This window comes from Natronosalvus halobius, assembly GCF_024138145.1.
GTDB classification, from domain to species: domain Archaea; phylum Halobacteriota; class Halobacteria; order Halobacteriales; family Natrialbaceae; genus Natronosalvus; species Natronosalvus halobius.
Genome location: NZ_CP099997.1, coordinates 300,813 through 321,111 on the forward strand (window position 1 = coordinate 300,813; position 20,299 = coordinate 321,111).

A 20,299-nucleotide genomic window follows, 5' to 3' on the forward strand; every position below is an offset into this window, starting at 1 on the left:
GGGCGAACGGGACCCAGCGAACCTGTGGCGGGTTCGTTCATCGACGACGTTCACGACGGAGACCGACGATTGGACCGTCAGATCGGGTAAACGGGACCGCCGAGCGCGTCGTTGCGTTCGCTTTCGGTGCCAGGCGGAGGCTCGACGGCCGTTCGATTCTCGTCAAGCACAATAAAATCCGTCGAGCCGCATGAGCAACCCTTTTGCTGGCCGATCGGCTTGACCGAGCCGTCGGGCCAGACGTAGGAGGCGTACACGTTCCCGCAGTTGGGACACTGTGCGATCACTCTGGTGGGTTTGATTCGATCGGCCATGACGCACGCATCTATCATACCCGTCGGACAGTTACTTCCGGAAAAACCATCCACACGACTGTCCTCCTCGCATAACCGTCGATCGAATATTGAGGTTGTCGATCACCTGAGCGCTCCTGGATGCGTCGTCGATGCCTCGAGGAACGACATCGGAACGGTCAACGGTGCTATCCATTCGGACCCACATTCGGTCCTCATCGACTGTCCCATTGCATGACGAATGCCTTCGTCGGTCGTGGCGATCAGCGCTCGCGTCATTGTGATCGTCTAGCGCTGCTCGCAACGGAAAACCGGGCTGAAATCACGTTCGGCCCAGTGGTCGCCCTACTGGGTGAGGTGTTCACCTTCACGTAATTGAGCCGTTTCGAGGAGAAATTTGGTTCATTTGTCCGTCCAGAGCCTGACGCTATTGCTAGTTCGGATCGGGTCAAGTACAGCTGAACGGCGGCAGTAGCCGTTCACACTGCGATGTAACGACGGCTTGAGCACACTGGTCGTCGCGCTCTGAGAGACCACATCGACCACGAATTCTTGAGCGACTCCCTCGGTTTCGAACGAGAAATCATTACCCACCTCTGTCGGTGCGTTTCAGGCGGAAATGCGTCCGTTACAGCGGCAGTCGTCGGCCAGGTGAAGAAATCAACAGTTACAGACCGAATTCGATAGGCGAGGCCAGGGTCACTACAGCCAATATTGTGTCCGCACGAGGTATTATTCACCGACTGTTTGCGAAAAGAAGTGAAACGAACGAACTTACTTATACGAAACCTTGGCCAAGCAATCGACCGCCCAACCTGGGCTGAGAGACATGAGAGAAGAACGAGACCCAGACGACGGAAGACGGTCATTCATGAAGAAGAGCGCGTTAGCAACAACCGCCCTGGCTGTCGGTGCCGGTGCCAGCACGAACGTGGCGGCTCAGGAAGACGACGAGAACGGCGAAGGACTCCAGGATGGTGAGGTCGTCATCCACGGCCGCGATTACTTCCCGGATGCCGATTTCACGGTCCTTGCGGAGATGGACTCGGGAACTCGAGACACCCTCGTTGAGGCACTCGGCGACGAGTTCGACGACGATTGGGAGGTGTACGTGATCCAGGTTGATATCGGTTCGGGCGGCCCATTAGGGCACATCTTCGTCGACGAAGACGAGGCGGACGTGAGCGAAGGTGATACGGGAACGATGACGTCTGACACCGTGTCGATTCGCAATGCGGAGCTGAACCTGTTCGAGGTCGATATTGGCGCCTCTGCTGGAGGCGCTGCAGCAGACGAGGAGGAGGAGGAAGAGGAGGAGGAGAACGGCAACGGCGCTGGCAACGGCGGCGGAAACGGCGGCGGAAACGGCGGCGGAAACGGCGGCGGAAACGGCGGCGGCAACTGACGCGATTACCCTCGTCTCGGATTTTTCTTTCGAACCTCGAAGATCAGGCGATGTTGCGAGCGGCCCGAAACGGGAGCCGTGGACGGATCCTGTGCGCGCTCGAACTCTTCACACTCGTAGAGCGACACGTCTTTCCCACCGTGGGCGACACTGTGGTGTATGAGCACCGAGCCAAAGCAGGAACTCACCAGCGTCGACCTCGCGGCGCTCGTCGGTGAACTCGGATCCTACGAGGGGGCCAAAGTCGACAAGGCCTACCTCTACGGCGACGACCTCGTTCGCCTCAAGATGCGTGACTTCGACCGCGGCCGAGTCGAACTCATGCTCGAGGTAGGCGACCGCAAACGCGTCCACACCGTCTCGCCCGAACGGGTGCCGGACGCGCCAGGTCGCCCGCCGCAGTTCGCGATGATGCTTCGCAACCGGCTTTCGGGGGCGGACTTCGTCGGCGTCGAACAGTACGAGTTCGACCGCATCCTCGAGTTCGTCTTCGATCGAGAGGACGGGATGACGCGGATCATCGTCGAACTGTTCGGCCAGGGCAACGTCGCCGTCACGGACCGCGAGTACGAGGTGATCGACTCCCTCGAAACTGTGCGACTGAAGTCCAGGACGGTCGTTCCAGGCTCGCGGTACGAGTTTCCGGAGTCGCGCGTCAATCCGCTCACCGTCTCGCGGGAGGCGTTCGGTCACCAGATGGACGACTCCGACACGGACGTCGTCCGGACGCTCGCGACCCAGCTCAACTTCGGCGGCCTCTACGCCGAGGAACTGTGTACCCGCGCGGGCGTCGAGAAGACCCTCGACATCGAGAACGCGGGCGAGGACGAGTACGAACGGATTTACCGCGAAACCGAGCGATTGGCACTCGACCTGCGAAACGCCAATCTCGAGCCGCAGGTGTTACTGGAGGGCGGCGGGAACGATGGTAACGACGAGAACGGCCACAGCGGCGGCGACGGGAACAGCGGCGACGGGGACGCGGAACGTGAAGACGAGACGAACGCCCACGTCGTCGACGTCACCCCGTTCCCGCTCGAGGAGCACGAAGGCCTCGCCAGCGAATCCCACGAGACGTTCAACGGCGCCCTCGAGGAGTACTTCTTCCGGCTGGACCTCGACGCCGACGAGCCGGATCCGCGCGATCAGCGTCCGGACTTCGAGGAACAGATCGCCAAGCACCAGCGGATCATCGACCAGCAAGAGGGCGCAATCCAGGGCTTCGACGAGCAAGCTGAGGCCGAGCGCGAGAAGGCCGAACTGCTGTACGCCCACTACGGCACGGTCGACGACCTCCTGTCGACCGTTCGTTCGGCCCGCGACGACGGCGTCCCCTGGGGCGAGATTGCCGGACGACTCGACGAGGCCAAAGAACAGGGGATGGACGCCGCCCAGCCGTTCGTCGACGTCAACGGGAAGGAGGGGACGGTGACGATTCGCCTCGAGGGCGACCCCATCACGCTCCTGGTCGAGGACGGCGTCGAGAAGAACGCCGACCGCCTCTACACGGAGGCAAAGCGAATCGCCGAGAAGAAGGAGGGCGCTCTGGCGGCGATCGAAGACACCCGCGAGGAACTCGCGGAGATCGAGCGTCGGCGCGACGAGTGGGAAGCCGACGACGGTGACGAAGAAATAGACGAGGCGGGCGACGACGAACGCGACTGGCTCGCCGAATCCTCCGTCCCGATTCGCCAGAACGAGCAGTGGTACGAGCGGTTCCGGTGGTTCCGGACCAGCGACGACTACCTCGTGATCGGTGGGCGAAACGCCGACCAGAACGAGGAACTCGTCAAGAAGTACCTCGAGCGCGGCGACCGCGTGTTACACACGCAGGCTCACGGCGGCCCGGTTACGGTTCTGAAGGCTACCGATCCCAGCGAGGCGTCGTCGAGCGACATCGAGATTCCCGACTCGAGCGTCCAGGAGGCGGCCCAGTTCGCAGTCTCGTACTCGTCGGTCTGGAAGGACGGGCGATACGCGGGCGACGTCTACGTCGTCGACTCCGATCAGGTGTCGAAGACGCCCGAGAGCGGCGAGTACCTCGAGAAGGGTGGATTCGCGATTCGCGGCGACCGAACCTACCTGGACGACACGCCCGTTGGCGTCGCGGTTGGCATCCAGTGTGAGCCGTATACGCGAGTCGTCGGCGGGCCCCCGTCGGCGATCGGGGGCCAGACGGTGACGACGATCGAGGTCGAACCTGGACGGTTCGCCCAGGCCGACGCCGCAAAGCGCATCTACCGCGAACTCCGCGAACGCTTCGCGGACGAATCGTTCGTCAGAAAGATCGCGAGCCCTGACCAGATCGCGCACTTCCTGCCGCCGGGCGGGAGTCGCCTGCTCCAGGAGTAGCGTTCGATGCGCGGTCCCTCAGTGGGGCTCAGAAGCGGTTACCTCGACCTCGACCTCGACCTCGGCGATCGGGTCGTCCGTCGTCCGTACTCGGCTACGCCTCGCCGTGGGGTGACTGGCTGCCGCAAGTGGTAGAGGAGTCACAGTCGGGCCGCGGGGTGAGTCGGACCGACTCGGGCCCGTCGAGGTGCACCGTGTACCGGCCGTACTCGAACGAGACGGAGACGGAATCGTTCGTCGATCGAAAGACGTCCTGGAGTGCACCGACGTCGACTGCGTCGTGGAGCGGTGGGTCGACGTCGAGCGGGTCGACGCCCTCTCGCGTGGCAATGGCTTCGATGATCCGGTAGCCGATATCGTGGTCCTCTTGCATATTTGTGGTGGCCACAACCGACGATAAATATCCCGGTGATAGTGGAATGATAGGTGTCTGACGGTCGTCATGCTCCCGCCAGACGCCGCTGGATCGAGCGTATGCCACAGCGGGTCGGCGCCGAGTACGCGCGATTCGTCCTCGAAATCCGGCACCACTTGACCGAGTGGGGTGACTTATGCACACTCGAACCAAGTGGCGACTATGAGCAGCGACGACGCGTTCGACCACGGGAAAGACGAGCGGCTGACCAGCCGCGACGTGACCGAGGGGGCTGATCGGGCGCCTCATCGGGCGATGTTTCGGGCGATGGGATTCGACGACGACGATTTCGGCTCGCCGATGATCGGGGTGGCGAATCCCGCCGCGGACATCACGCCATGTAACGTCCACCTCGACGACGTGGCCGACTCGGCGCTCGAGGGCGTCGACGAGGCCGGCGGCATGCCCATCGAGTTCGGCACGATCACCATCTCCGACGCCATCTCGATGGGAACGGAGGGGATGAAGGCCTCCCTCATCTCGCGGGAACTCATCGCCGACAGCGTCGAACTCGTCAGCTTCGGCGAGCGGATGGACGGCCTCGTTACGGTCGCCGGTTGCGATAAGAACCTCCCCGGGATGATGATGGCCGCGATCCGCACCGATCTTCCTTCCGTCTTTTGCTATGGGGGCTCGATCATGCCCGGCCAGCACGAGGGCCGGGACGTGACCATCGTCCAGGTGTTCGAGGGCGTCGGCGCGTACGGAACCGGGGAGATGGACGAGGAAGAACTCGACGACCTCGAGCGTCACGCCTGCCCCGGCGCCGGTTCCTGCGGCGGGATGTTCACGGCGAACACGATGGCCTCGATTTCGGAGGCGCTCGGGCTGGCTCCGCTAGGTAGCGCCTCGCCGCCCGCCGAGGACGAAGAGCGCTACGAGGTCGCCAGACGCGCGGGCGAACTCGCCCTCGAGTGCATCGAGGAAGATCGGCGCCCTTCGGACGTCCTCACGCGCGAGTCCTTCGAGAACGCCATCGCCCTCCAGACCGCCATCGGAGGGTCGACCAACGGCGTCCTCCACCTGCTCGCGCTCGCCCGCGAGGCCGACGTCGACCTCGAGATCGGTGACTTCGACGACATCTCGCGGCGGACGCCCAAGATCGCCGACCTCCAGCCCGGCGGGACGCGCGTGATGAACGACCTCCACGAACTCGGGGGCGTCCCGGTCGTCCTCCGCCGACTACTCGAGGCGGACCTCCTCCACGGGAACGCGATGACCGTCACCGGCCGGACGATCGCCGAGGAACTCGCTCACCTCGAGGCGACCGGCGACCTGCCGGCGAACGACGCCGACATCGAGGCGGACTTCCTCTACACGGTCGAAGAGCCGAAGGAAGAGGAGGGCGCGATCAAAATCCTCGAGGGCAACCTCGCCCCCGACGGCGCCGTGTTGAAGGTGACCGGGGACGACGCCTTCCACCACGAGGGGCCGGCCCGGATCTTCGAGCACGAGGAGGACGCCATGGCCTACGTCCAGGAGGGCCACATCGAGAGCGGCGACGTGATCGTCATTCGCAACGAGGGCCCTCGTGGTGGCCCCGGGATGCGCGAGATGCTCGGCGTCACCGCGGCGGTCGTCGGCGCGGGTCACGAAGACGACGTCGCGCTCATCACCGACGGCCGGTTCTCCGGGGGGACCAGAGGCCCGATGATTGGTCACGTCGCTCCGGAAGCCTTCGTCGGCGGGCCCATCGGCCTGCTCCAGGACGGGGACGTCGTCACGGTGGACATCCCTGACCGGACGCTCGAGGTCGGCCTCGACGACGCGGAACTCGAGGCGCGACGCCAGGGGTGGAGCCAGCCAGACCCCGCCTACGACGGGGGCGTCCTGGCGAAGTACTGCAGGGACTTCGACTCGGCGTCGAACGGTGCCGTGACGAATCCGCGGCTCACTCGAGACTGAGCGGACGTCGGGCGATTCGACCGGCGATTCCCTCTCGAGGCTCCCGATGAAGGGCACCTCGAGAACGGTTTGCCCCCCGCTGACAGACGCTGATAGCTACCCTCAAATAGTCTCCGCGCCTCTGAGCGTTGAAAAATGGCCTACAGGAAAGACGACGTCGAACGCGTTATCGCCGTCTGTCGCAATTGTGGATCCGGATACGCTGCCAGACGGTGGCCCGACGGCGAGGTGCAACCTATCGGCTCCGAGGGGTGCAATTGCGGTTCGACCGAACTGATTGCTGTCGACGAGGATGCAGGCGGGGACTCGAATACCACTACCGATCCGGTCTAACCGGCTTCCCTCTCGCCAGTCGACACGCTGCCGAGATCGACCGCCGCCATCGTGTCAGAAAACCGGGGCGAATATTGAAATTCCCGGGCGTCGTCTGCACGATCGGGGTGATCGCCTTGCGCGAGCACAATCGCGTCATGGCCGTGTGCGAACGCTGCGAGTCGGTATACGCAGCGAAAAAGCTCCAGAGCGGTCGTATCCGCCCGATCGGAACGCACTCCTGTCGGTGTGGATCCGAACACTTCCGAGCGATCAGGTGAATTGCCTCGCCACAACCATCGCGAACGCCCCTTTCACGTCGTGACGGCACACCCGACCAGTCGACGGTCTGGCGTGTGACGATATTACCCCACCCGAATATGCGACGGATGCTGTCCACCCTCGAGCATACAGTGTGTGGCCGATACCGACCGCTGCCTCGAGCATCGTGGGTGAGCAGATAGCGTTAATACGTCGATACAACCAGCACGGGCAGTTGTGTTGAAGGATTGTTATTATATCGTTATTGACTCTAAATTAGTTCGAATGTATTTTTATATACGATGGTGACCGTCATTGCCTTACTTAATTTGCTATTCACTTAACATATGAATGTTAGGACCGAAACGTTCATCTTTGGGTGAGTGTCACGTGAAAACGGATGTCACGGGATACGCACCCAGTTGACAGACGAACAGTGTTGAAAGCAGTGGGCGGCACGCTCGCGACCGCCGGGGTCTCTGGGCTGGCAGCAGCCGACCCAGACGACATCGTCGAAGTCAACGTCGGCTTCTCGAACGGCAGCGGTCGAGCCGCGGCACTCGATGCAGCCTCGGACACGGTTCGCGAGTTCGCGTTCGACGCGGTCACGATTCGGGTACCCAAACGCGCCGTCTCCGGGCTACAGAACAACCCCAACGTACGATACGTCGAGGAAAACGGCGAGATGCACGCACTCGCACAATCCACGCCGTGGGGGATCGACCGCGTGGACGCCGACGTCGCCCACGACAACGGCGAGACCGGCGCCGGGGCCGACATCGCAATTCTCGACACCGGAATCGACTCCGATCACCCCGACCTACAGGCCAACCTGGGCGAAGGCAGGGCGTTCGTAAGTTGCAAGGGCGGCCCGAACTCGTGTGGCCAGGACTGGGACGACGACAACGACCACGGCACCCACTGCGCGGGCACCGCCGACGCCCTCGACAACAACGAAGGCGTCGTCGGCGTCTCCACCGAGGCGACGCTGCACGCGGTCAAGGTCCTGGACAAGCGCGGCAGCGGATCGTTCTCCGACATCGCGGCCGGTGTCGAGTACGTCGCCGACCAGGGCTGGGACGTCGCCAGCCTCAGCCTCGGCGCGAGTTCCGGCTCCCAGGCCCTCAGAGACGCCGGTCAGTACGCGTACAACAACGGCGTGTTGCTCGTCGCTGCCGCGGGCAATTCCGGCCCGTGTTCTGACTGCGTCGGCTACCCGGCCGCCTATCCGGAGTTCATCGCCGTCAGTGCGACCAGCGAGGACGACTCGCTGGCGAGTTTTTCCTCGACCGGTTCCGAGGTCGAGATCGCTGCGCCTGGCGAGGACGTCAACTCGACGGTCCCCGGTGGCGGGTACGACACGTTCTCCGGAACCTCGATGGCCTGCCCGCACGTTGCTGGCGCAGGCGGTCAGTTGATGGCTAACGGCTACACGAACACCGAAGCCCGCCAGCAATTGAAAGACACGGCCGAAGACATCGGGCTCTCGGACAACGAGCAGGGAAGCGGCCTGCTCGACGTCGCCGCGGCGCTCGGTCTCTCGAGCTGAACAAACCGGTCCCCGTTTTGTCGTCGCTGAGTACGCGACTTGTTTTCAGTAAGACGATGGGAATGTAGTGAACTCGACGACGTACACGGGTAAATGAATCTGGAATGGAATCGAACGCTGATTTTCGAGGTCAATCGTCGTCTTCGGCCAACGCTCGCTCGGGAATTGTCTCCCGTCCTGGCGTGTCGCGTGGCATCGAAACCGAGCGCAATGTGAATCGCTTTGCTACCCTGTCGCCGAGAAAGACGACCGCCCCCCGAAGTCGATTTATCCGTCGACCATGCTCGGCGCCGCTGGACCGTGGGCGTGTGTCGTCATCACGATCTCGGAGGAGTGGCGCTCACGCGACTATCAGAACGTGTTCAGCCAGTCGCCGTCCGCCAGATCGGTATCGACGAGCGTCGGTTTCTCGATGCCTCCGGCACCTTCGCGTTGCCGACCGAATGGACGCTCTCGACACAAATCGATATCTTCTGGGTGTTTCGAACAGGTTCACGGACGACCGCCAGCGCGACGACGCCGGAGCGCTCGAACCCCTTCCGGCTACTCACGCCAAATATCCTCTGACCGATCAGTTCCCATCTGTTGTGACCGCTGAAAACCCCCTAAATTAGAAAAGATATAAATCAAACACGTCCGATTTGTTACTATGCCCTCCAGTGAATCGCGACAGAAAGATATTTTCTGGATCGGTCTTGCAATACAATTGTCCCTTTTTGCAGTAGTGGTACCGCAACTTTTCCCGCTGGTATTTGTGAGTGCGTTCCTCACTTTCAGAGCGGTCATTAATGAAGTAAGGCGAGTAGAGCATCCAGATCGAGAAGTACCGCTCGAGAATTGAGTGCTGATTTTCACGCAGACTCATCCCCGTGGCGACCAGGTACGACCTCGGGAACAGGAATTGCGACGTCCCCGCTGACGCCGCTCCCACAGCTCGATCGACGAGACGAATCGCACTCGCCGTACCGATGGACGCGGTCCGATGAGTTACTTAGACGCAGGGGAACTGCTCGAGATAGTCGTAGATGGAAAGCAGTGACTTTCGATTTAATCGCCGAGATACCGTCCTACAGCATCTCGAACTCCCATTGTTGCGTCGCAAAATATGGGACCGCCGAGATTGAGCAAACTCGAAGAATTTGCGATGTTCGGCGGTCTCACGAATGAATGAGCACCGCGAATGAATGAGTGGGACCGCCGAGAGTCGAACTCGGGTCCTACGGACCCCATCCGCAGAGGATACCACTACCCCACGGTCCCGCATCTGGAACGATGCGTGTGCATTGTTTAAGGGTATCGCTTCGGGGACGGGGTGCGACTCTTTCGCTCGCCGCCGCCGACCCGTCGCCCCACCTGGACGCCCACCAAGAGAGCTATCGGCGGGGGAACGTTTTTCTCGTCGGGGTTCAACCTCCGCACATGAGCGATTTCGACCTCGACCTTCGAACCGCCGAGGAACACATCGACGACGAACTCGATCTCGAGGGGAGCATCCTGCTGGACGTCTTGGACGGCTCGAAAGACCCCGAAGAGTGGCTCGAGGCCATCGACGCGGGCAACGTTTTGGTACTGAACGTAAACGGCGACGTCAACGAACTGGCGGCAGGCTTCGCTCGAGACATCAAGGAAGCGGGCGGCACGTTAGTCCACTTTCGGGGCTTCTTGATCGTCGCGCCGTCGGGCATCGACGTGGACACGAGCCGTCTCTGAGCGAGTTTCGGTTTTCAATCCTCGAACACAGTCAGGTGGTGGCCGTCGGGGTCGCGCGCAACGAGCCGTGAGTTGGATCGGTCGAGCGAGCAAGCCCACCCCTCGAGCGCGGCTTCGACGGCTTCCAGGTCGTCCGTCTGGAATCCCAGGTCGACGTGGACGCCGCCCCTGGCGTCGGCCAGCCCCAGTTGGGGTTCCCAGAGTTCGAGCGCGACAGGGCCGTTCATCCGAATTCGACGCCGATCCGAGCCGCGGTCGACGGTCTCGAACCCCAGACGCCCGTAGCGGTCCTCGGCGTCCTCGAGCGACGCGACCTCGAGGACGACCTCGAAGACGCCGTCGATGCCCGGTCCTGGAACGTCGCTCTGGCCCAGTTCCACGCAGTTGCCGTCGGGGTCGTAAAGATAGAGCGAGCGAGCGTCACCGAAGGTGTGCTCCTGGAGGTCGTGTTCGTCCTCGAGTGCGTCCCACCAGTCGTCGTACTCGGCGGCCGGGATCGAGCAGGCGAAGTGAGTGTGGAGCCCGCCGCGCGGGAGCCTCGTCGGCCGTCGGAGGATCAGATCTGTCCCACCGGCGTCGAAGACGACCGTTCGTCCGTCGTCGCCTCGCGCCTCGTCCGCGTGCCGGGCGAGGGGTCGATCCGTGGTCGACAACTCGAGGGTTTCCTCGTAGAACCGGCGCGCGGGTGCGAGGAACTCGACTTCCAGCCCCAGCCAGGCCAGCCTGGTCAGCATACGACCGAGTACGCCGGACGGCCTCAAAGTCCCATCGCTGTCACGAACGTCGGACCGGTTCGGCGACGAAATGTTGGCGATTCTGTATGACGTTTATGGTCGTTGCGTTCGAAACAATAGCCATGAGCTTTCGTGTCGACGAGAGTGAGACGGCCCTCCAGGAGATCGACCGATTCGACGGCGGCGTCGGCTGGATTGCCCATCCGGAGGAGGCGATGGAGCGGGCCAGCCACGCCCTCGAAATCGACGGCGAGGTCTGGGTTTTCGACCCCGTCGACGCCGACGGAGTCGACGAACTGCTCGCGTCGCTCGGCGAGGTGGCCGGCGTCGTCGTCATGCTCGACCGACACAAGCGCGACGCGGGAGCGATTGCCAAACGCCACGACGCCGCGGTCTACCTGCCAGAGTGGTTCGACGGCGTGAGCGAGGAGGTCGGCGCACCGGTCGTCAGGTTCGGCGACGAACTCGCGGACACGGGCCTCGAGTCGTTCGTGGTGAAGGACGGGCGCTTCTGGCAGGAGGTCGGGCTGTACGACCCCGTTCGCAGAACGCTGATCGTCTCCGAATCGCTCGGGACGGTGGCGTACTTCCGGGCGGGCGACGAACCGCTCGGCGTCCATCCAATGCGCCGTTTGTCGCCTCCGCGTGGGACGCTCGGCGGCTACCGTCCCGAACGGATTCTGGTCGGCCACGGCGAGGGGATCCACGACGACGCGACTCGGATTCTGTCGGAGACCCTCGATACGTCGCGGCGACGGACGCCCAGAGTGTACGCCGGGGCGGTTCGACAGTTCCTGCCGTTTTGACCCTGAGGCCCAAACGAAGGCCGCGAGCCAACCCACGACGGGAACAGGTCTTTGTAGCTTCCGGGCGGAACTCGAGTCGTAACTGTGGTCTACATCACCCGCGGGCTGGTCGACGTCTTGCTAGAGCTGGCAGCCGACGCCGAGCCGTCGCGACTGACGACGGGCCTCTCCGTCTCGGAGTCGTCAACACTCGAGGGTGCCGATGCGGGTGTGCTCCCCGAGGAGACGCCAGTATTCACCGACTTCTTCTTGCCCGATCCAGGCAATGCGGTCAACGCCGTCTTCGGCGTCACGCTGTCGACGCCGGCCAGGGAGACCCAGGGCCGATTCGTCTCCCATCCGACCGGCGAACTGCTGGTCACGCGACGGGACGACCTCGCGGAGGTCGTCTTCGTCGCCGTTCCGCCGTGGGAGCCGACGTCCGAGTCGTTCGCCGCGTTCGACCGGGCAGGCGAACGACTGCCGCTCGAGATCGTCGACGCGGAGCCGCCGGTGGAGTCCTTCGAGTAGCCTGGCCTCGCGGTTCCCGGGACTCATGGCGCCGTTTTCGGGACCTGTGGGGCCGCTCCCGGGACTTGTGGAGTCGTTCTTGGGACAATGGCACTGTTCCCGAGGGTCGTGTCACCGTTTCCGAGGGTCGTGTCACCGTTTTCGAGGGTCGTCGACGAACCCGCCGTCGACCCAAAGAATCACTCCGGAAACAGCTCCTCACGCCGCTCGATCGCGTCGATCGCGTCGACGTCTTTCGGTTCGAGATCGATTCCGGCTGCGTCGAGATTGGCCTCGAGGTGCTCGCGACTGCTGGCTTTCGGAATCGCGTGGACGCCGTCGTGAGCGAGAACCCACGCGAGTGCCACCGCCTCGGGCGTCGTATCGTGCTTCTCGGCGACCGCCACGACGGGCTCGAGTTCGCGTACCCGACCGCCGGAAAGCGGCGAGTACGCGACGATGGGGTACTCGTGGCGGCGGGCGTGCTCGAGCAGTCCTGGAGATCGAAAGAGCGGGTGGAATTCGACCTGGTGGGCAGCGATTGGGGCCACGAGGATCGATCGGGCGGTCTCGAGTTCCTCGGGTGTGAAGTTGCTCAGGCCGACGTGCTCGATCCAGCCGCGCTCGCGGAGGCTGTCGAACGCGCGGAGCGTCGCCTCGGGGTTGTAGGCCTCGATCGGTCGGTGGACGTACAGCAGATCGATCGTCTCCACCCCGAGGCGCTCACGGCTTGCGTCGGTGCTGTCGATCACGTCGTCGGGGGCGAGGCTGTCGGCCCAGACCTTGGTGGCGACGGTGAGCTCGTCTGGTGGGACGTCGCTCCGGGCGATTCCCTCACCGACGACGGCCTCGTTGCCGTAGATCTGTGCGGTGTCGAGGTGACGGTAGCCGACATCGAGGGCGGTCGCGATCACGTCGGGGTCCTCGATGCCCATCGTACCGAGACCGATCGGTGGCAGGTCCATGTGGAGACTAGCTGCCCGCGGTATTTCGGTGTCCCGGTCGGCTACCCGAGCCTCGTACTGCGTGGCTCTCGGGCCACCCGAGACCACCGTCTTCTTAACCGTGCGTTTCGATCCTCGAGTAATGAGTATCCCCTCCTTCGTCGTCGGGATCGCCGGAGGAACGGGCGCCGGGAAGACGTCCGTCGCCCGCGACGTCGCCGAGGCGGTCGGCGAAGCCGTCACTCGAATCCCCGTCGACAACTACTACGAGGACCTCTCGCATCTCGAATACGAGGAACGGACTGAGGTCAACTACGACCACCCCTCGGCCTTCGAGTGGGAACTCCTGCGCGAGCACCTCGATACGCTCTCGATGGGGCAACCGATCGAGATGCCCCAGTACGACTTCGAGCGCCACAACCGGATGGACGAGACGGTCACCGTCGAGCCCACGGACGTCATCGTCGTCGAGGGGATCTTCGCGCTGTACGACGACGTGATCCTCGAGATGCTCGACCTCTGCGTCTACGTCATGACCGATGCCGACGTCCGCATCCTCCGGCGGATCCAGCGGGACGTGATCGACCGCGGTCGGGACCTGGAGGGCGTCATCGACCAGTACCTCGAGACGGTCAAGCCGATGCACGAGCGGTTCGTCGCGCCGACGAAGAAGCACGCGGACGTCATCATCCCCGAGGGAGTCAATCGGATGGCGATCGACCTGCTCACCGAGAAGATCGAGTCGGAACTCTCCGAGGAGTTCGAGCCGCGAGAGCCACTCGAGACGCTGGATCACGACTGATCGCGGACTCTACTGTCGAAGGAGACTCAACCTCGAGCAATTTTGCTAATAGTTGTCACAAACGTTTGGTGAGTGGTGCCCCTACTCGAGGGAGAGCGACCAATCTCCACCAGCCTCGACAGCCACGTATCCGACGCCATCGTGCCGGAAGGTGGTCTCTCCTTCGTATTCATCAATTTCGTTGAATACCAGTTCACCCCAGTCTCCTTCGGGTGGATACACCTGAACGATGAAGTTCCCATCACCCCTGTGTTCACCTACTGCCGTGTGACTACCGCCAAACTCGAACGGTCCGAACACTTCGTTCACGGTGCCGTCTATTGACTGTGGAAGCGAATCGCCGCTAGTCGCTCGCGGTTGGCGGATGGTGATCTCCCAGTCACCGTCGGCTTCGACGTCTAACTGGTACGTATCGGAATCGATGAGAGCGGCTGTCGCTCCTTCGTACTCCCCGATCTCGTTTACGAACATCTCGTCGAAATCCCCCTCCGAGGGGACCAGGTGTACCTGGAAGTTGCTGCTTCCACCCGTGTGAGTGGCCTCGACGACGGTAAGACCGCCTTCGATCTCGAGGTCGTCGTGGACTTCTGCCCCCGACCCCGAGAACGTCATTTCCTCGGGTTCAGAAGACGATTCGTCGGTATCGTCGTCATCGTCGTCATCGTCCTCGTTCGTCTCTTCAGACTCGTCCTCCGTCTCATCCTCAGTACCATCTCCATCATCCGAGGAATCGTCCGAAGCGTCTTCAGTATCGTCGTCCGAACCGTCGCCACCCCCGGTATCGTCGTTCCCGGAATCGTCGGTCGTTTCCGTCTCGTCTTCGCCTGCCTCGTCGGACGAGCATCCCGCGAGAGTAGCGGCGAGCGTAACTCCACCAAATAACTCGACGAATTTCCGTCGCCGAAGCTGATCTCGAGTCATCATATCGGAAAACAACAATCTCACTTTTGACTGTTATGCTTTACCTTTAAATACATGGGAATGTCAGCTATCCCCTCAGCTTACTCGCTCGTCGACTTCCCGCTCTCACCGACCGGTTCGACCTCAGCCGCGGCTGCTTTGTACTCCGGAATCTTCGCCAGCGGGTCCAGGACGTCGTTCGTCAGCGTGTTCGCCCGGGCGTCCGAAAAGTGTGGGGTGGTCCACACGACCCCCTCTTTGATGTCCTCGGTGACGTTCGCCTCCAGGACGATCTCGCCGCGACGGGACCGGAGCACGACGTACTCTCCGTCCTCGATACCCCGGTTCGCGGCGTCGGCGGGGTGAACGTCGACGAAGTTCTCGGGAGTCTTCCGGCGAAGCGTCGGCGACCGGGTGCTCATCGTCCCCGTATTGTAGTGTTCCTCGAGTCGCGCGGTCGTGAGCACGAGCGGGAACTCGTCGTCCGGAACTTCGTCCGGGGGCTGGTGGCGAACCCCGCGGACGACGCCGAGGCCGTCCTCGGTATCGAACGATTCGGCGTAGAGGTACTGGTCGCCCTCGTCGCCCGGTTCGTAACAGGGCCACTGGATGCCCTCGCGACCGATGCGGTCGTAGGTCATACCGTAATAGATCGGACACACCTCCCGGAGTTCCTCGAAGACGGCCTCGGGGCCGTCGAAGTCGAACCCCGAACCGAAGAGTCGGGTGCCGACGTCACAGAGGATGTCCAGGTCGTGGCGCGTGTTTCCGGGGACGTCGGTCACCTTGCGCATTCGCTGGACGCGTCGGTCGGTGTTGGTGACCGTACCGCCGCGTTCGGCCCAGGACGTGGCGGGCAAAATGACGTCCGCGAACTCCGCCGTGTCGGTCATGAAGATGTCCTGGACGACGAGGAACTCGAGGTCGGCTATGCGTTTTTCGACCTCGAGGGCGTCGGGTTCGCTCATCACCGGGTTCTCGCCCATGACGTACAGCCCGTGGACCGAGTCGCCGATAGCGTTCGAGACCTCGACGTTCGTCAAACCGGGTTCGGGCGGAATCTCGAAGCCCCAGACCGATTCGACCGCCTCCCGGGCCTCGTCGTCGTCGACGTTCTGGTAGCCGGGGAGGACGTTCGGCATCGCGCCCACGTCGCAGGTGCCCTGGACGTTGTTCTGGCCGCGAAGCGGGTTGACGCCCGTGCCGGGCCGCCCGACGTTGCCGGTCACCAAAGCGAGGTTGACCTCGTTTTGCACGTTGTCGACGCCGCAGGCGTGCTGGCTCATCCCCATGCCGGTGAAGATGGCGCCGTTTTCGGCCTCGGCGTAGATTCGGGCGGCCTCCTGGATGTCCTCGAGCGGGACGCCGCAGGTCTCGGCGGCCGCCGCCGCGTTGAAGTCCGCGAGGGTCGCCTCTAGATGATCGAATCCCCGCGTTCGTTCTGCCACGAAGTCCTCGTCGTACAACCCCTCCTCGAGGATCGTGTCCAGGACGACGTTCAGAAGTGGGATGTCGGTTCCGGGCTCGAGCTGGAGGTGAATGTCCGCGTCCCGGCTCGTCTTGTTCGCGTGGGGGTCGACCTGGATGAGCGTCGCTCCCTCGCGAACGGCCCGACGGAAGTAGTTGCTGTGGGCGATGACGTGTTGCTCGGCCGGGTTCGCCCCCTGGACCCAGTAGACGTCGCCGTGGGTCTCGAGGTCGGCCATGCTGTTGGTCATCGCGCCGGCGCCGAGGCTCTGGCGGAGCGTGTATACAGTCGAGGCGTGGCACATTCGGGTACAGTTGTCGACGTTGTTCGTGCCGTAGCGCCGGGCGAGCTTCTGGAGCAGGTAGTTCTCCTCGTTCATCACCTTCGAGGAGCCGAAGAAGCCCACTGCGTCGGGGTCGTGTTCCCCGTGGATTCGCTCGAGTTCCGAGACGGTCAGGTCCAGGGCCTCGTCCCAGGTCGCTTCGCGGAACTCGCCGTCTTCACGGATCAACGGCGTCTTCAACCGATCCTCGTGGTTGACCACCTGCGGTGAGGCGCCGCCCTTGATGCACAGCGCGCCCTCGTTTACGGGCGCGTCGAACCACGGCTTCAGGGACACCTCCCCGGGTTCCTCACCTTCCTGTAAGGTGAGTCCACAGCCCACGCCGCAGTACGGACAGATCGTCTCGACGCCCTCGTTCTCGGAGCTCATACTGTCGATTGCTACCATTACACGTATCAGTCTTTGGGAGTCTCGAGCGGACAGTCAGCGGACGGGATGGATCCGTAGGACGAATCGCCGTAACCCTTCCATCAGTTCGGCAACGGTTTTTGTCGGTTCGGACCGTCGGTCGACTCGATGGACGGACCTGCAACCGGGGAACTCGAGCGGGCGGCCGTCGCCTACGAGGAGTACGAACCGTTCGCAACCGTCGAGAACGACCGTCTCGAGACGCTGCCTGCGGCGTTCGCCGACGGCTCGTTCCTCTGGAAGGACGTCGAGTGGGTCGTTCGCTGGTACTCTCGACGAACGCTCTCGAACGAACCACACCCGGCGGAATCGGCGTTTCGAGAGAACGAGTGGGACGAGGTCGAGACGGCGATCGAGACGGCCGTCAGTGCCGCCAAAGTGGACGCCACGAGAGCGAACGACACGAGTGCGGACGACAGGAGAGCGAACGACACGAGTGCGGCCCTCGAGGCGCTGACCGCGCTCGAGGGCGTCGACGTGCCCGTCGCCTCGGCGTTTCTGCACTACGTCGATCCCGAACGTTATCTCGTCGTCGATCAGCAGTTGTGGACCGTGATGGCCGAACACGCCTCGCTCGAGGCCCCGCCGCCCGATCCGATCGACGTCGAGGACTACCGACGTTACCTCGAGTGCTGTCGAGAACTCGCTCGCGAACACGATCTCGGACTGGTGTCGCTGTACCGGGCACTCTGGCGACTCGGAAACGACGGACTGGCGTAACGAGTGCACCGCTTTCGAGCGGGAAGCCCGAGGCCTCGAGGGAAAACACCATACGTTTCGTGCCCGTCGTACGGGTATGTCGAACGACAGAACGACGGTCGGAGACGTCATGTCCAGTCCGTTGGAAACGATTTCGAAGGACGCGACGGTGATGGACGCCGCCCAGCGGATGCGCGACGGGGACATCAGTGCCCTGGTCGTCCGAACCACGCCGCGAGCGATCATTAGCAGTACGGACGTGCTCGAGGCGGTCGCACAGGGGCGGAACGTTTCGGAATTACAAGTGACCGACGTGATGACGACCGACGTCGAGACGGCCACCCCGGATCTCTACATGGAGGAAGTCGCTGCGATGATGACGACGTACGGGATCAAGCACCTCCCGGTCGTCGACGGCGACTACGTCGGGATGGTGTCCTCGACCGACGTGACCGCTCACCTCTCCGAGTCTCCGCGTTGAAACTGGGCTGGATACCCTGCGTGAAACCGGAGCCAGAACTCATTCGAGGACGGTCACCAGCGGCTCCTCGCAGATCATGCTCGTGAGAACGACCGTAGAGACCCGACCCTCGCTCGCCTCGTCGTCCTCGATAATCGCCTCCCCGATGGCTCGAGCGGTCTCGAGGTCGCCGTCGTCGTCGACCATGTTCACGACCGGAACGAAGGACGTCCCCTCGGGAACCCGTTTCAGCCCGCCGTCGGGATGGGTGAGGACGGTCGCGACGTCCGTCGGCGTGATCGGCTCGCCGACAGCCCGCCCGGTGAGTTCGGCCACGCACTCGGGCCGGTGAACGGTCCCAGCGTCGAGGGGTCGCCCGACGGCGTGGCAGCTAGCGATGGCGAGAACGGTATCTGCGACGGACGGGATCTGGGGTTCGCGTTCGTTTGGCGCCTTGAACAGCCGCGTGCGGGCGCCGTCGGCCTTGACGAGCACGTGGTCGACGCCGTCGACGCCCGCTATCGCGTCGATCTGATCCGGTTCGTATCCTCGATAGCGGTCGCTCCTGTCTCGCTCGGGGACCAGTCCGAGGGGCCAGGCGGACGGGTCGCTCTCGAAACCGTTGGCACCATCGAAACCGTCGGCGCCCCCGACACCGTCGTCGTCCTCGACCCTGCCGTCGTCGGCACGCCCGAGGCGACTCTCGAGTGTCGCCACCGGGTCAGGCGTGCACACCACGTCGGCCACCCGCTCGTCGAAGATCGGAATGCGAACCGTCGCCGTCACCACGGCGCGCTCGAGGCGGTCGGCGAGCGCGTAGAGCGTCGATTTCTTGCCCCCGGCGCCGACGACGGCGGTCACGCCGGTATCGGCCTCGAGTGCCTGGACGAGCGCGTCTGTCATGACTCGAGGATGGGGAGAGGTGGGCAAAAACCTAGGCGAATGTCGGTCACTCGAACCGGGTGTCGGTCACTCGAGCCAGGTCAACGCCGTCGCCGCCCAGGTGTAGCCCGTTCCGGCGGCGAGGAAGCAGACCAGGTCACCCTCCTCGAGCAGCCCCTCCCCTCGACCGTCCTCGAGGGCGAGGACCTGGTCGACGCTCTGGACGTGGCCGTAGGCGTCGAGGTAGACGCCGTCGGTCGCCGGATCGAGCCCCAGTTCCTCGAACAGCAGGTCGTGGAACGATCGCTTCATGTGGGTGACGGCGACGAAATCCAGGTCGTCGCGAGCGAATCCGGAACGCTCGAGGGCGGTGTCCGCTACCTCGAGGTAGTTCGGGAGCGAGACGGGTGCCAGCCGTTCTTTCATACCGTCCGGGTCGGGCACGTCGAGGGTGTGTCGCCCCGCGGCGACGCTCTCCTCGCTGGCGGGGTCGATCGAGCCGCCAGCGGGCATTATAACGTCCTTCGAGAAGGAGCCGTCCGTGAGTGCCGCGCTCTCGTGAACCAGTGCCCGTGTACGGGAGCCAGGATCGACCTCGAGGACCATCGCGCTGGCCCCGGAGCCGAAGTTGAACATGAACGAGGATTGCTCGTTCTCGTAGTCGACCAGGTCTTCCTCGCGGCTGCCGGCGACGAGCAGGGCGGTATCGAGGTGGTCGACCTGGAGCTGGGCTCGTACCTGTCGGATCGCGATCGGGGCGCCGGCACAGAGGGTGTAGCTCTCGGTGGCGAAGGCGTTCTCCGCGCCCAGCCGTTCGGCGACGTTGGCCGCGGCCGACCAGACGACGTGATCCTTGAACTCGCTGCCGTGGTAGAGCACGAGGTCGACGTCCTCGGGATCGCAGTCGGCCATCTCGAGGGCGTCCTCGGCGGCGGCCACGCACATGTCGGTGACGTGGTCGTCGCCGGGTGGACAGACGCGCTTCTCATGGACGCCCATCTTCTCGACGACGACCGACTCGGGGATCCCGCTCTGGGCGGCGATCTCCTCGCCGGTAACGACCTCATCGGGGAGATAGCAGCCGTAGCCGGTCAGGCCGACAGTCGTCATCGCGGGTCACCTCGCGTGGGGGAACGGTCGACTCGAGTTCGGTACCAGTGGC

General features: G+C 63.5%; 19 protein-coding genes and 1 tRNA gene. 11 read left to right on the forward strand and 9 right to left on the reverse strand.

Going from position 1 to position 20,299, the window contains the following annotated elements:
• Positions 1-77: 77 nt before the first annotated feature.
• Complete coding sequence (locus NGM15_RS01540; RefSeq protein WP_253434375.1) at positions 78-332, reverse strand: hypothetical protein; 255 nt, start codon at positions 330-332, stop codon at positions 78-80.
• A gap of 790 nt (positions 333-1,122) precedes the next feature.
• On the opposite strand from NGM15_RS01540, the gene NGM15_RS01545 reads away from it, so the two are divergent.
• Together NGM15_RS01545 and rqcH are read left to right on the forward strand one after the other, a co-directional pair.
• Positions 1,123-1,698 carry a twin-arginine translocation signal domain-containing protein gene (locus tag NGM15_RS01545; RefSeq protein WP_253434377.1) on the forward strand — a complete coding sequence of 192 codons (576 nt, stop codon included), beginning with the start codon at positions 1,123-1,125 and terminating at the stop codon, positions 1,696-1,698.
• A 159-nt stretch (positions 1,699-1,857) separates the two neighbouring features.
• The gene (gene rqcH, locus NGM15_RS01550; protein ID WP_253434380.1) at positions 1,858-4,050 is read left to right on the forward strand and encodes a ribosome rescue protein RqcH; all 2,193 of its coding nucleotides are present in this window, start codon (positions 1,858-1,860) and stop codon (positions 4,048-4,050) included.
• A gap of 94 nt (positions 4,051-4,144) precedes the next feature.
• Here the strand turns inward: rqcH and NGM15_RS01555 are convergent, their stop codons facing one another.
• Entirely contained in the window at positions 4,145-4,423 is a 279-nt protein-coding gene (locus NGM15_RS01555) for a HalOD1 output domain-containing protein (protein WP_253434384.1), read from the reverse strand.
• A 204-nt stretch (positions 4,424-4,627) separates the two neighbouring features.
• Between NGM15_RS01555 and ilvD the strand changes: the two genes are divergently transcribed.
• The 3 genes from ilvD to NGM15_RS01575 all read left to right on the forward strand — a co-directional run bounded on the left by ilvD (position 4,628) and on the right by NGM15_RS01575 (position 9,059).
• On the forward strand, positions 4,628-6,370 hold the full coding sequence (gene ilvD, locus NGM15_RS01560) for a dihydroxy-acid dehydratase (protein WP_253434387.1): 1,743 nt from the start codon (positions 4,628-4,630) through the stop codon (positions 6,368-6,370).
• Positions 6,371-7,343: 973 nt separating this feature from the next.
• Positions 7,344-8,492, forward strand: a complete 1,149-nt coding sequence (locus NGM15_RS01570) for a S8 family peptidase (protein WP_253434393.1) — start codon at positions 7,344-7,346, stop codon at positions 8,490-8,492.
• A 333-nt stretch (positions 8,493-8,825) separates the two neighbouring features.
• Positions 8,826-9,059 (forward strand): hypothetical protein, encoded by a 234-nt coding sequence (locus NGM15_RS01575; protein WP_253434396.1) that lies wholly within the window; start codon positions 8,826-8,828, stop codon positions 9,057-9,059.
• A gap of 622 nt (positions 9,060-9,681) precedes the next feature.
• On the opposite strand, the gene NGM15_RS01580 is transcribed toward NGM15_RS01575, so the two are convergent.
• Positions 9,682-9,752: transfer RNA gene (locus NGM15_RS01580), tRNA-Pro, on the reverse strand.
• A gap of 159 nt (positions 9,753-9,911) precedes the next feature.
• On the opposite strand from NGM15_RS01580, the gene NGM15_RS01585 reads away from it, so the two are divergent.
• Positions 9,912-10,202 (forward strand): DUF5779 family protein, encoded by a 291-nt coding sequence (locus tag NGM15_RS01585; RefSeq protein WP_253434398.1) that lies wholly within the window; start codon positions 9,912-9,914, stop codon positions 10,200-10,202.
• 14 nt (positions 10,203-10,216) lie between these two features.
• Here NGM15_RS01585 and NGM15_RS01590 read toward each other — a convergent pair whose 3' ends face one another.
• On the reverse strand, positions 10,217-10,936 hold the full coding sequence (locus NGM15_RS01590; protein ID WP_253434401.1) for a VOC family protein: 720 nt from the start codon (positions 10,934-10,936) through the stop codon (positions 10,217-10,219).
• Between the two features lie 122 nt (positions 10,937-11,058).
• On the opposite strand from NGM15_RS01590, the gene NGM15_RS01595 reads away from it, so the two are divergent.
• The gene (locus NGM15_RS01595) at positions 11,059-11,742 is read left to right on the forward strand and encodes a hypothetical protein (protein ID WP_253434404.1); all 684 of its coding nucleotides are present in this window, start codon (positions 11,059-11,061) and stop codon (positions 11,740-11,742) included.
• Positions 11,743-11,826: 84 nt separating this feature from the next.
• Positions 11,827-12,252, forward strand: coding sequence for a JAB/MPN domain protein-containing protein (locus NGM15_RS01600; RefSeq protein WP_253434407.1), 426 nt, complete (start codon positions 11,827-11,829; stop codon positions 12,250-12,252).
• A gap of 179 nt (positions 12,253-12,431) precedes the next feature.
• Here the strand turns inward: NGM15_RS01600 and NGM15_RS01605 are convergent, their stop codons facing one another.
• Positions 12,432-13,196, reverse strand: a complete 765-nt coding sequence (locus NGM15_RS01605) for an aldo/keto reductase (protein ID WP_253434410.1) — start codon at positions 13,194-13,196, stop codon at positions 12,432-12,434.
• Between the two features lie 121 nt (positions 13,197-13,317).
• Between NGM15_RS01605 and udk the strand changes: the two genes are divergently transcribed.
• The gene (gene udk, locus NGM15_RS01610; protein ID WP_253434413.1) at positions 13,318-13,977 is read left to right on the forward strand and encodes a uridine kinase; all 660 of its coding nucleotides are present in this window, start codon (positions 13,318-13,320) and stop codon (positions 13,975-13,977) included.
• Between the two features lie 81 nt (positions 13,978-14,058).
• Here udk and NGM15_RS01615 read toward each other — a convergent pair whose 3' ends face one another.
• Both NGM15_RS01615 and fdhF read right to left on the reverse strand, forming a co-directional pair.
• Entirely contained in the window at positions 14,059-14,898 is an 840-nt protein-coding gene (locus tag NGM15_RS01615) for a hypothetical protein (RefSeq protein WP_253434416.1), read from the reverse strand.
• An 80-nt stretch (positions 14,899-14,978) separates the two neighbouring features.
• Positions 14,979-17,057, reverse strand: a complete 2,079-nt coding sequence (fdhF, locus tag NGM15_RS01620) for a formate dehydrogenase subunit alpha (RefSeq protein WP_253434419.1) — start codon at positions 17,055-17,057, stop codon at positions 14,979-14,981.
• A 147-nt stretch (positions 17,058-17,204) separates the two neighbouring features.
• Between fdhF and NGM15_RS01625 the strand changes: the two genes are divergently transcribed.
• Positions 17,205-17,816, forward strand: a complete 612-nt coding sequence (locus NGM15_RS01625) for a hypothetical protein (RefSeq protein WP_253434421.1) — start codon at positions 17,205-17,207, stop codon at positions 17,814-17,816.
• Positions 17,817-17,892: 76 nt separating this feature from the next.
• The gene (locus NGM15_RS01630; RefSeq protein WP_425494461.1) at positions 17,893-18,276 is read left to right on the forward strand and encodes a CBS domain-containing protein; all 384 of its coding nucleotides are present in this window, start codon (positions 17,893-17,895) and stop codon (positions 18,274-18,276) included.
• 39 nt (positions 18,277-18,315) lie between these two features.
• Here the strand turns inward: NGM15_RS01630 and yqeC are convergent, their stop codons facing one another.
• Both yqeC and NGM15_RS01640 read right to left on the reverse strand, forming a co-directional pair.
• On the reverse strand, positions 18,316-19,158 hold the full coding sequence (gene yqeC / locus NGM15_RS01635) for a selenium cofactor biosynthesis protein YqeC (protein WP_253434424.1): 843 nt from the start codon (positions 19,156-19,158) through the stop codon (positions 18,316-18,318).
• A gap of 66 nt (positions 19,159-19,224) precedes the next feature.
• Positions 19,225-20,247: a 3-oxoacyl-ACP synthase gene (locus NGM15_RS01640; RefSeq protein ID WP_253434427.1), complete on the reverse strand. Its 1,023-nt coding sequence runs from the start codon at positions 20,245-20,247 to the stop codon at positions 19,225-19,227.
• Between the last annotated feature and the right edge of the window lie 52 nt (positions 20,248-20,299).

Excerpts from the sequence above, each read along its gene's own strand:
- NGM15_RS01540 (WP_253434375.1), bottom strand. The coding sequence starts at position 332 with ATGATAGATGCGTGCGTCATGGCCGATCGAATCAAACCCACCAGAGTG.
- NGM15_RS01545 (WP_253434377.1), top strand. The coding sequence starts at position 1,123 with ATGAGAGAAGAACGAGACCCAGACGACGGAAGACGGTCATTCATGAAG.
- rqcH (WP_253434380.1), top strand. The coding sequence starts at position 1,858 with ATGAGCACCGAGCCAAAGCAGGAACTCACCAGCGTCGACCTCGCGGCG.
- NGM15_RS01555 (WP_253434384.1), bottom strand. The coding sequence starts at position 4,423 with ATGCAAGAGGACCACGATATCGGCTACCGGATCATCGAAGCCATTGCC.
- ilvD (WP_253434387.1), top strand. The coding sequence starts at position 4,628 with ATGAGCAGCGACGACGCGTTCGACCACGGGAAAGACGAGCGGCTGACC.
- NGM15_RS01570 (WP_253434393.1), top strand. The coding sequence starts at position 7,344 with ATGTCACGGGATACGCACCCAGTTGACAGACGAACAGTGTTGAAAGCA.
- NGM15_RS01585 (WP_253434398.1), top strand. The coding sequence starts at position 9,912 with ATGAGCGATTTCGACCTCGACCTTCGAACCGCCGAGGAACACATCGAC.
- NGM15_RS01590 (WP_253434401.1), bottom strand. The coding sequence starts at position 10,936 with ATGCTGACCAGGCTGGCCTGGCTGGGGCTGGAAGTCGAGTTCCTCGCA.
- NGM15_RS01595 (WP_253434404.1), top strand. The coding sequence starts at position 11,059 with ATGAGCTTTCGTGTCGACGAGAGTGAGACGGCCCTCCAGGAGATCGAC.
- NGM15_RS01605 (WP_253434410.1), bottom strand. The coding sequence starts at position 13,196 with ATGGACCTGCCACCGATCGGTCTCGGTACGATGGGCATCGAGGACCCC.
- udk (WP_253434413.1), top strand. The coding sequence starts at position 13,318 with ATGAGTATCCCCTCCTTCGTCGTCGGGATCGCCGGAGGAACGGGCGCC.
- NGM15_RS01615 (WP_253434416.1), bottom strand. The coding sequence starts at position 14,898 with ATGACTCGAGATCAGCTTCGGCGACGGAAATTCGTCGAGTTATTTGGT.
- fdhF (WP_253434419.1), bottom strand. The coding sequence starts at position 17,057 with ATGAGCTCCGAGAACGAGGGCGTCGAGACGATCTGTCCGTACTGCGGC.
- NGM15_RS01625 (WP_253434421.1), top strand. The coding sequence starts at position 17,205 with ATGGACGGACCTGCAACCGGGGAACTCGAGCGGGCGGCCGTCGCCTAC.
- NGM15_RS01630 (WP_425494461.1), top strand. The coding sequence starts at position 17,893 with ATGTCGAACGACAGAACGACGGTCGGAGACGTCATGTCCAGTCCGTTG.
- yqeC (WP_253434424.1), bottom strand. The coding sequence starts at position 19,158 with ATGACAGACGCGCTCGTCCAGGCACTCGAGGCCGATACCGGCGTGACC.
- NGM15_RS01640 (WP_253434427.1), bottom strand. The coding sequence starts at position 20,247 with ATGACGACTGTCGGCCTGACCGGCTACGGCTGCTATCTCCCCGATGAG.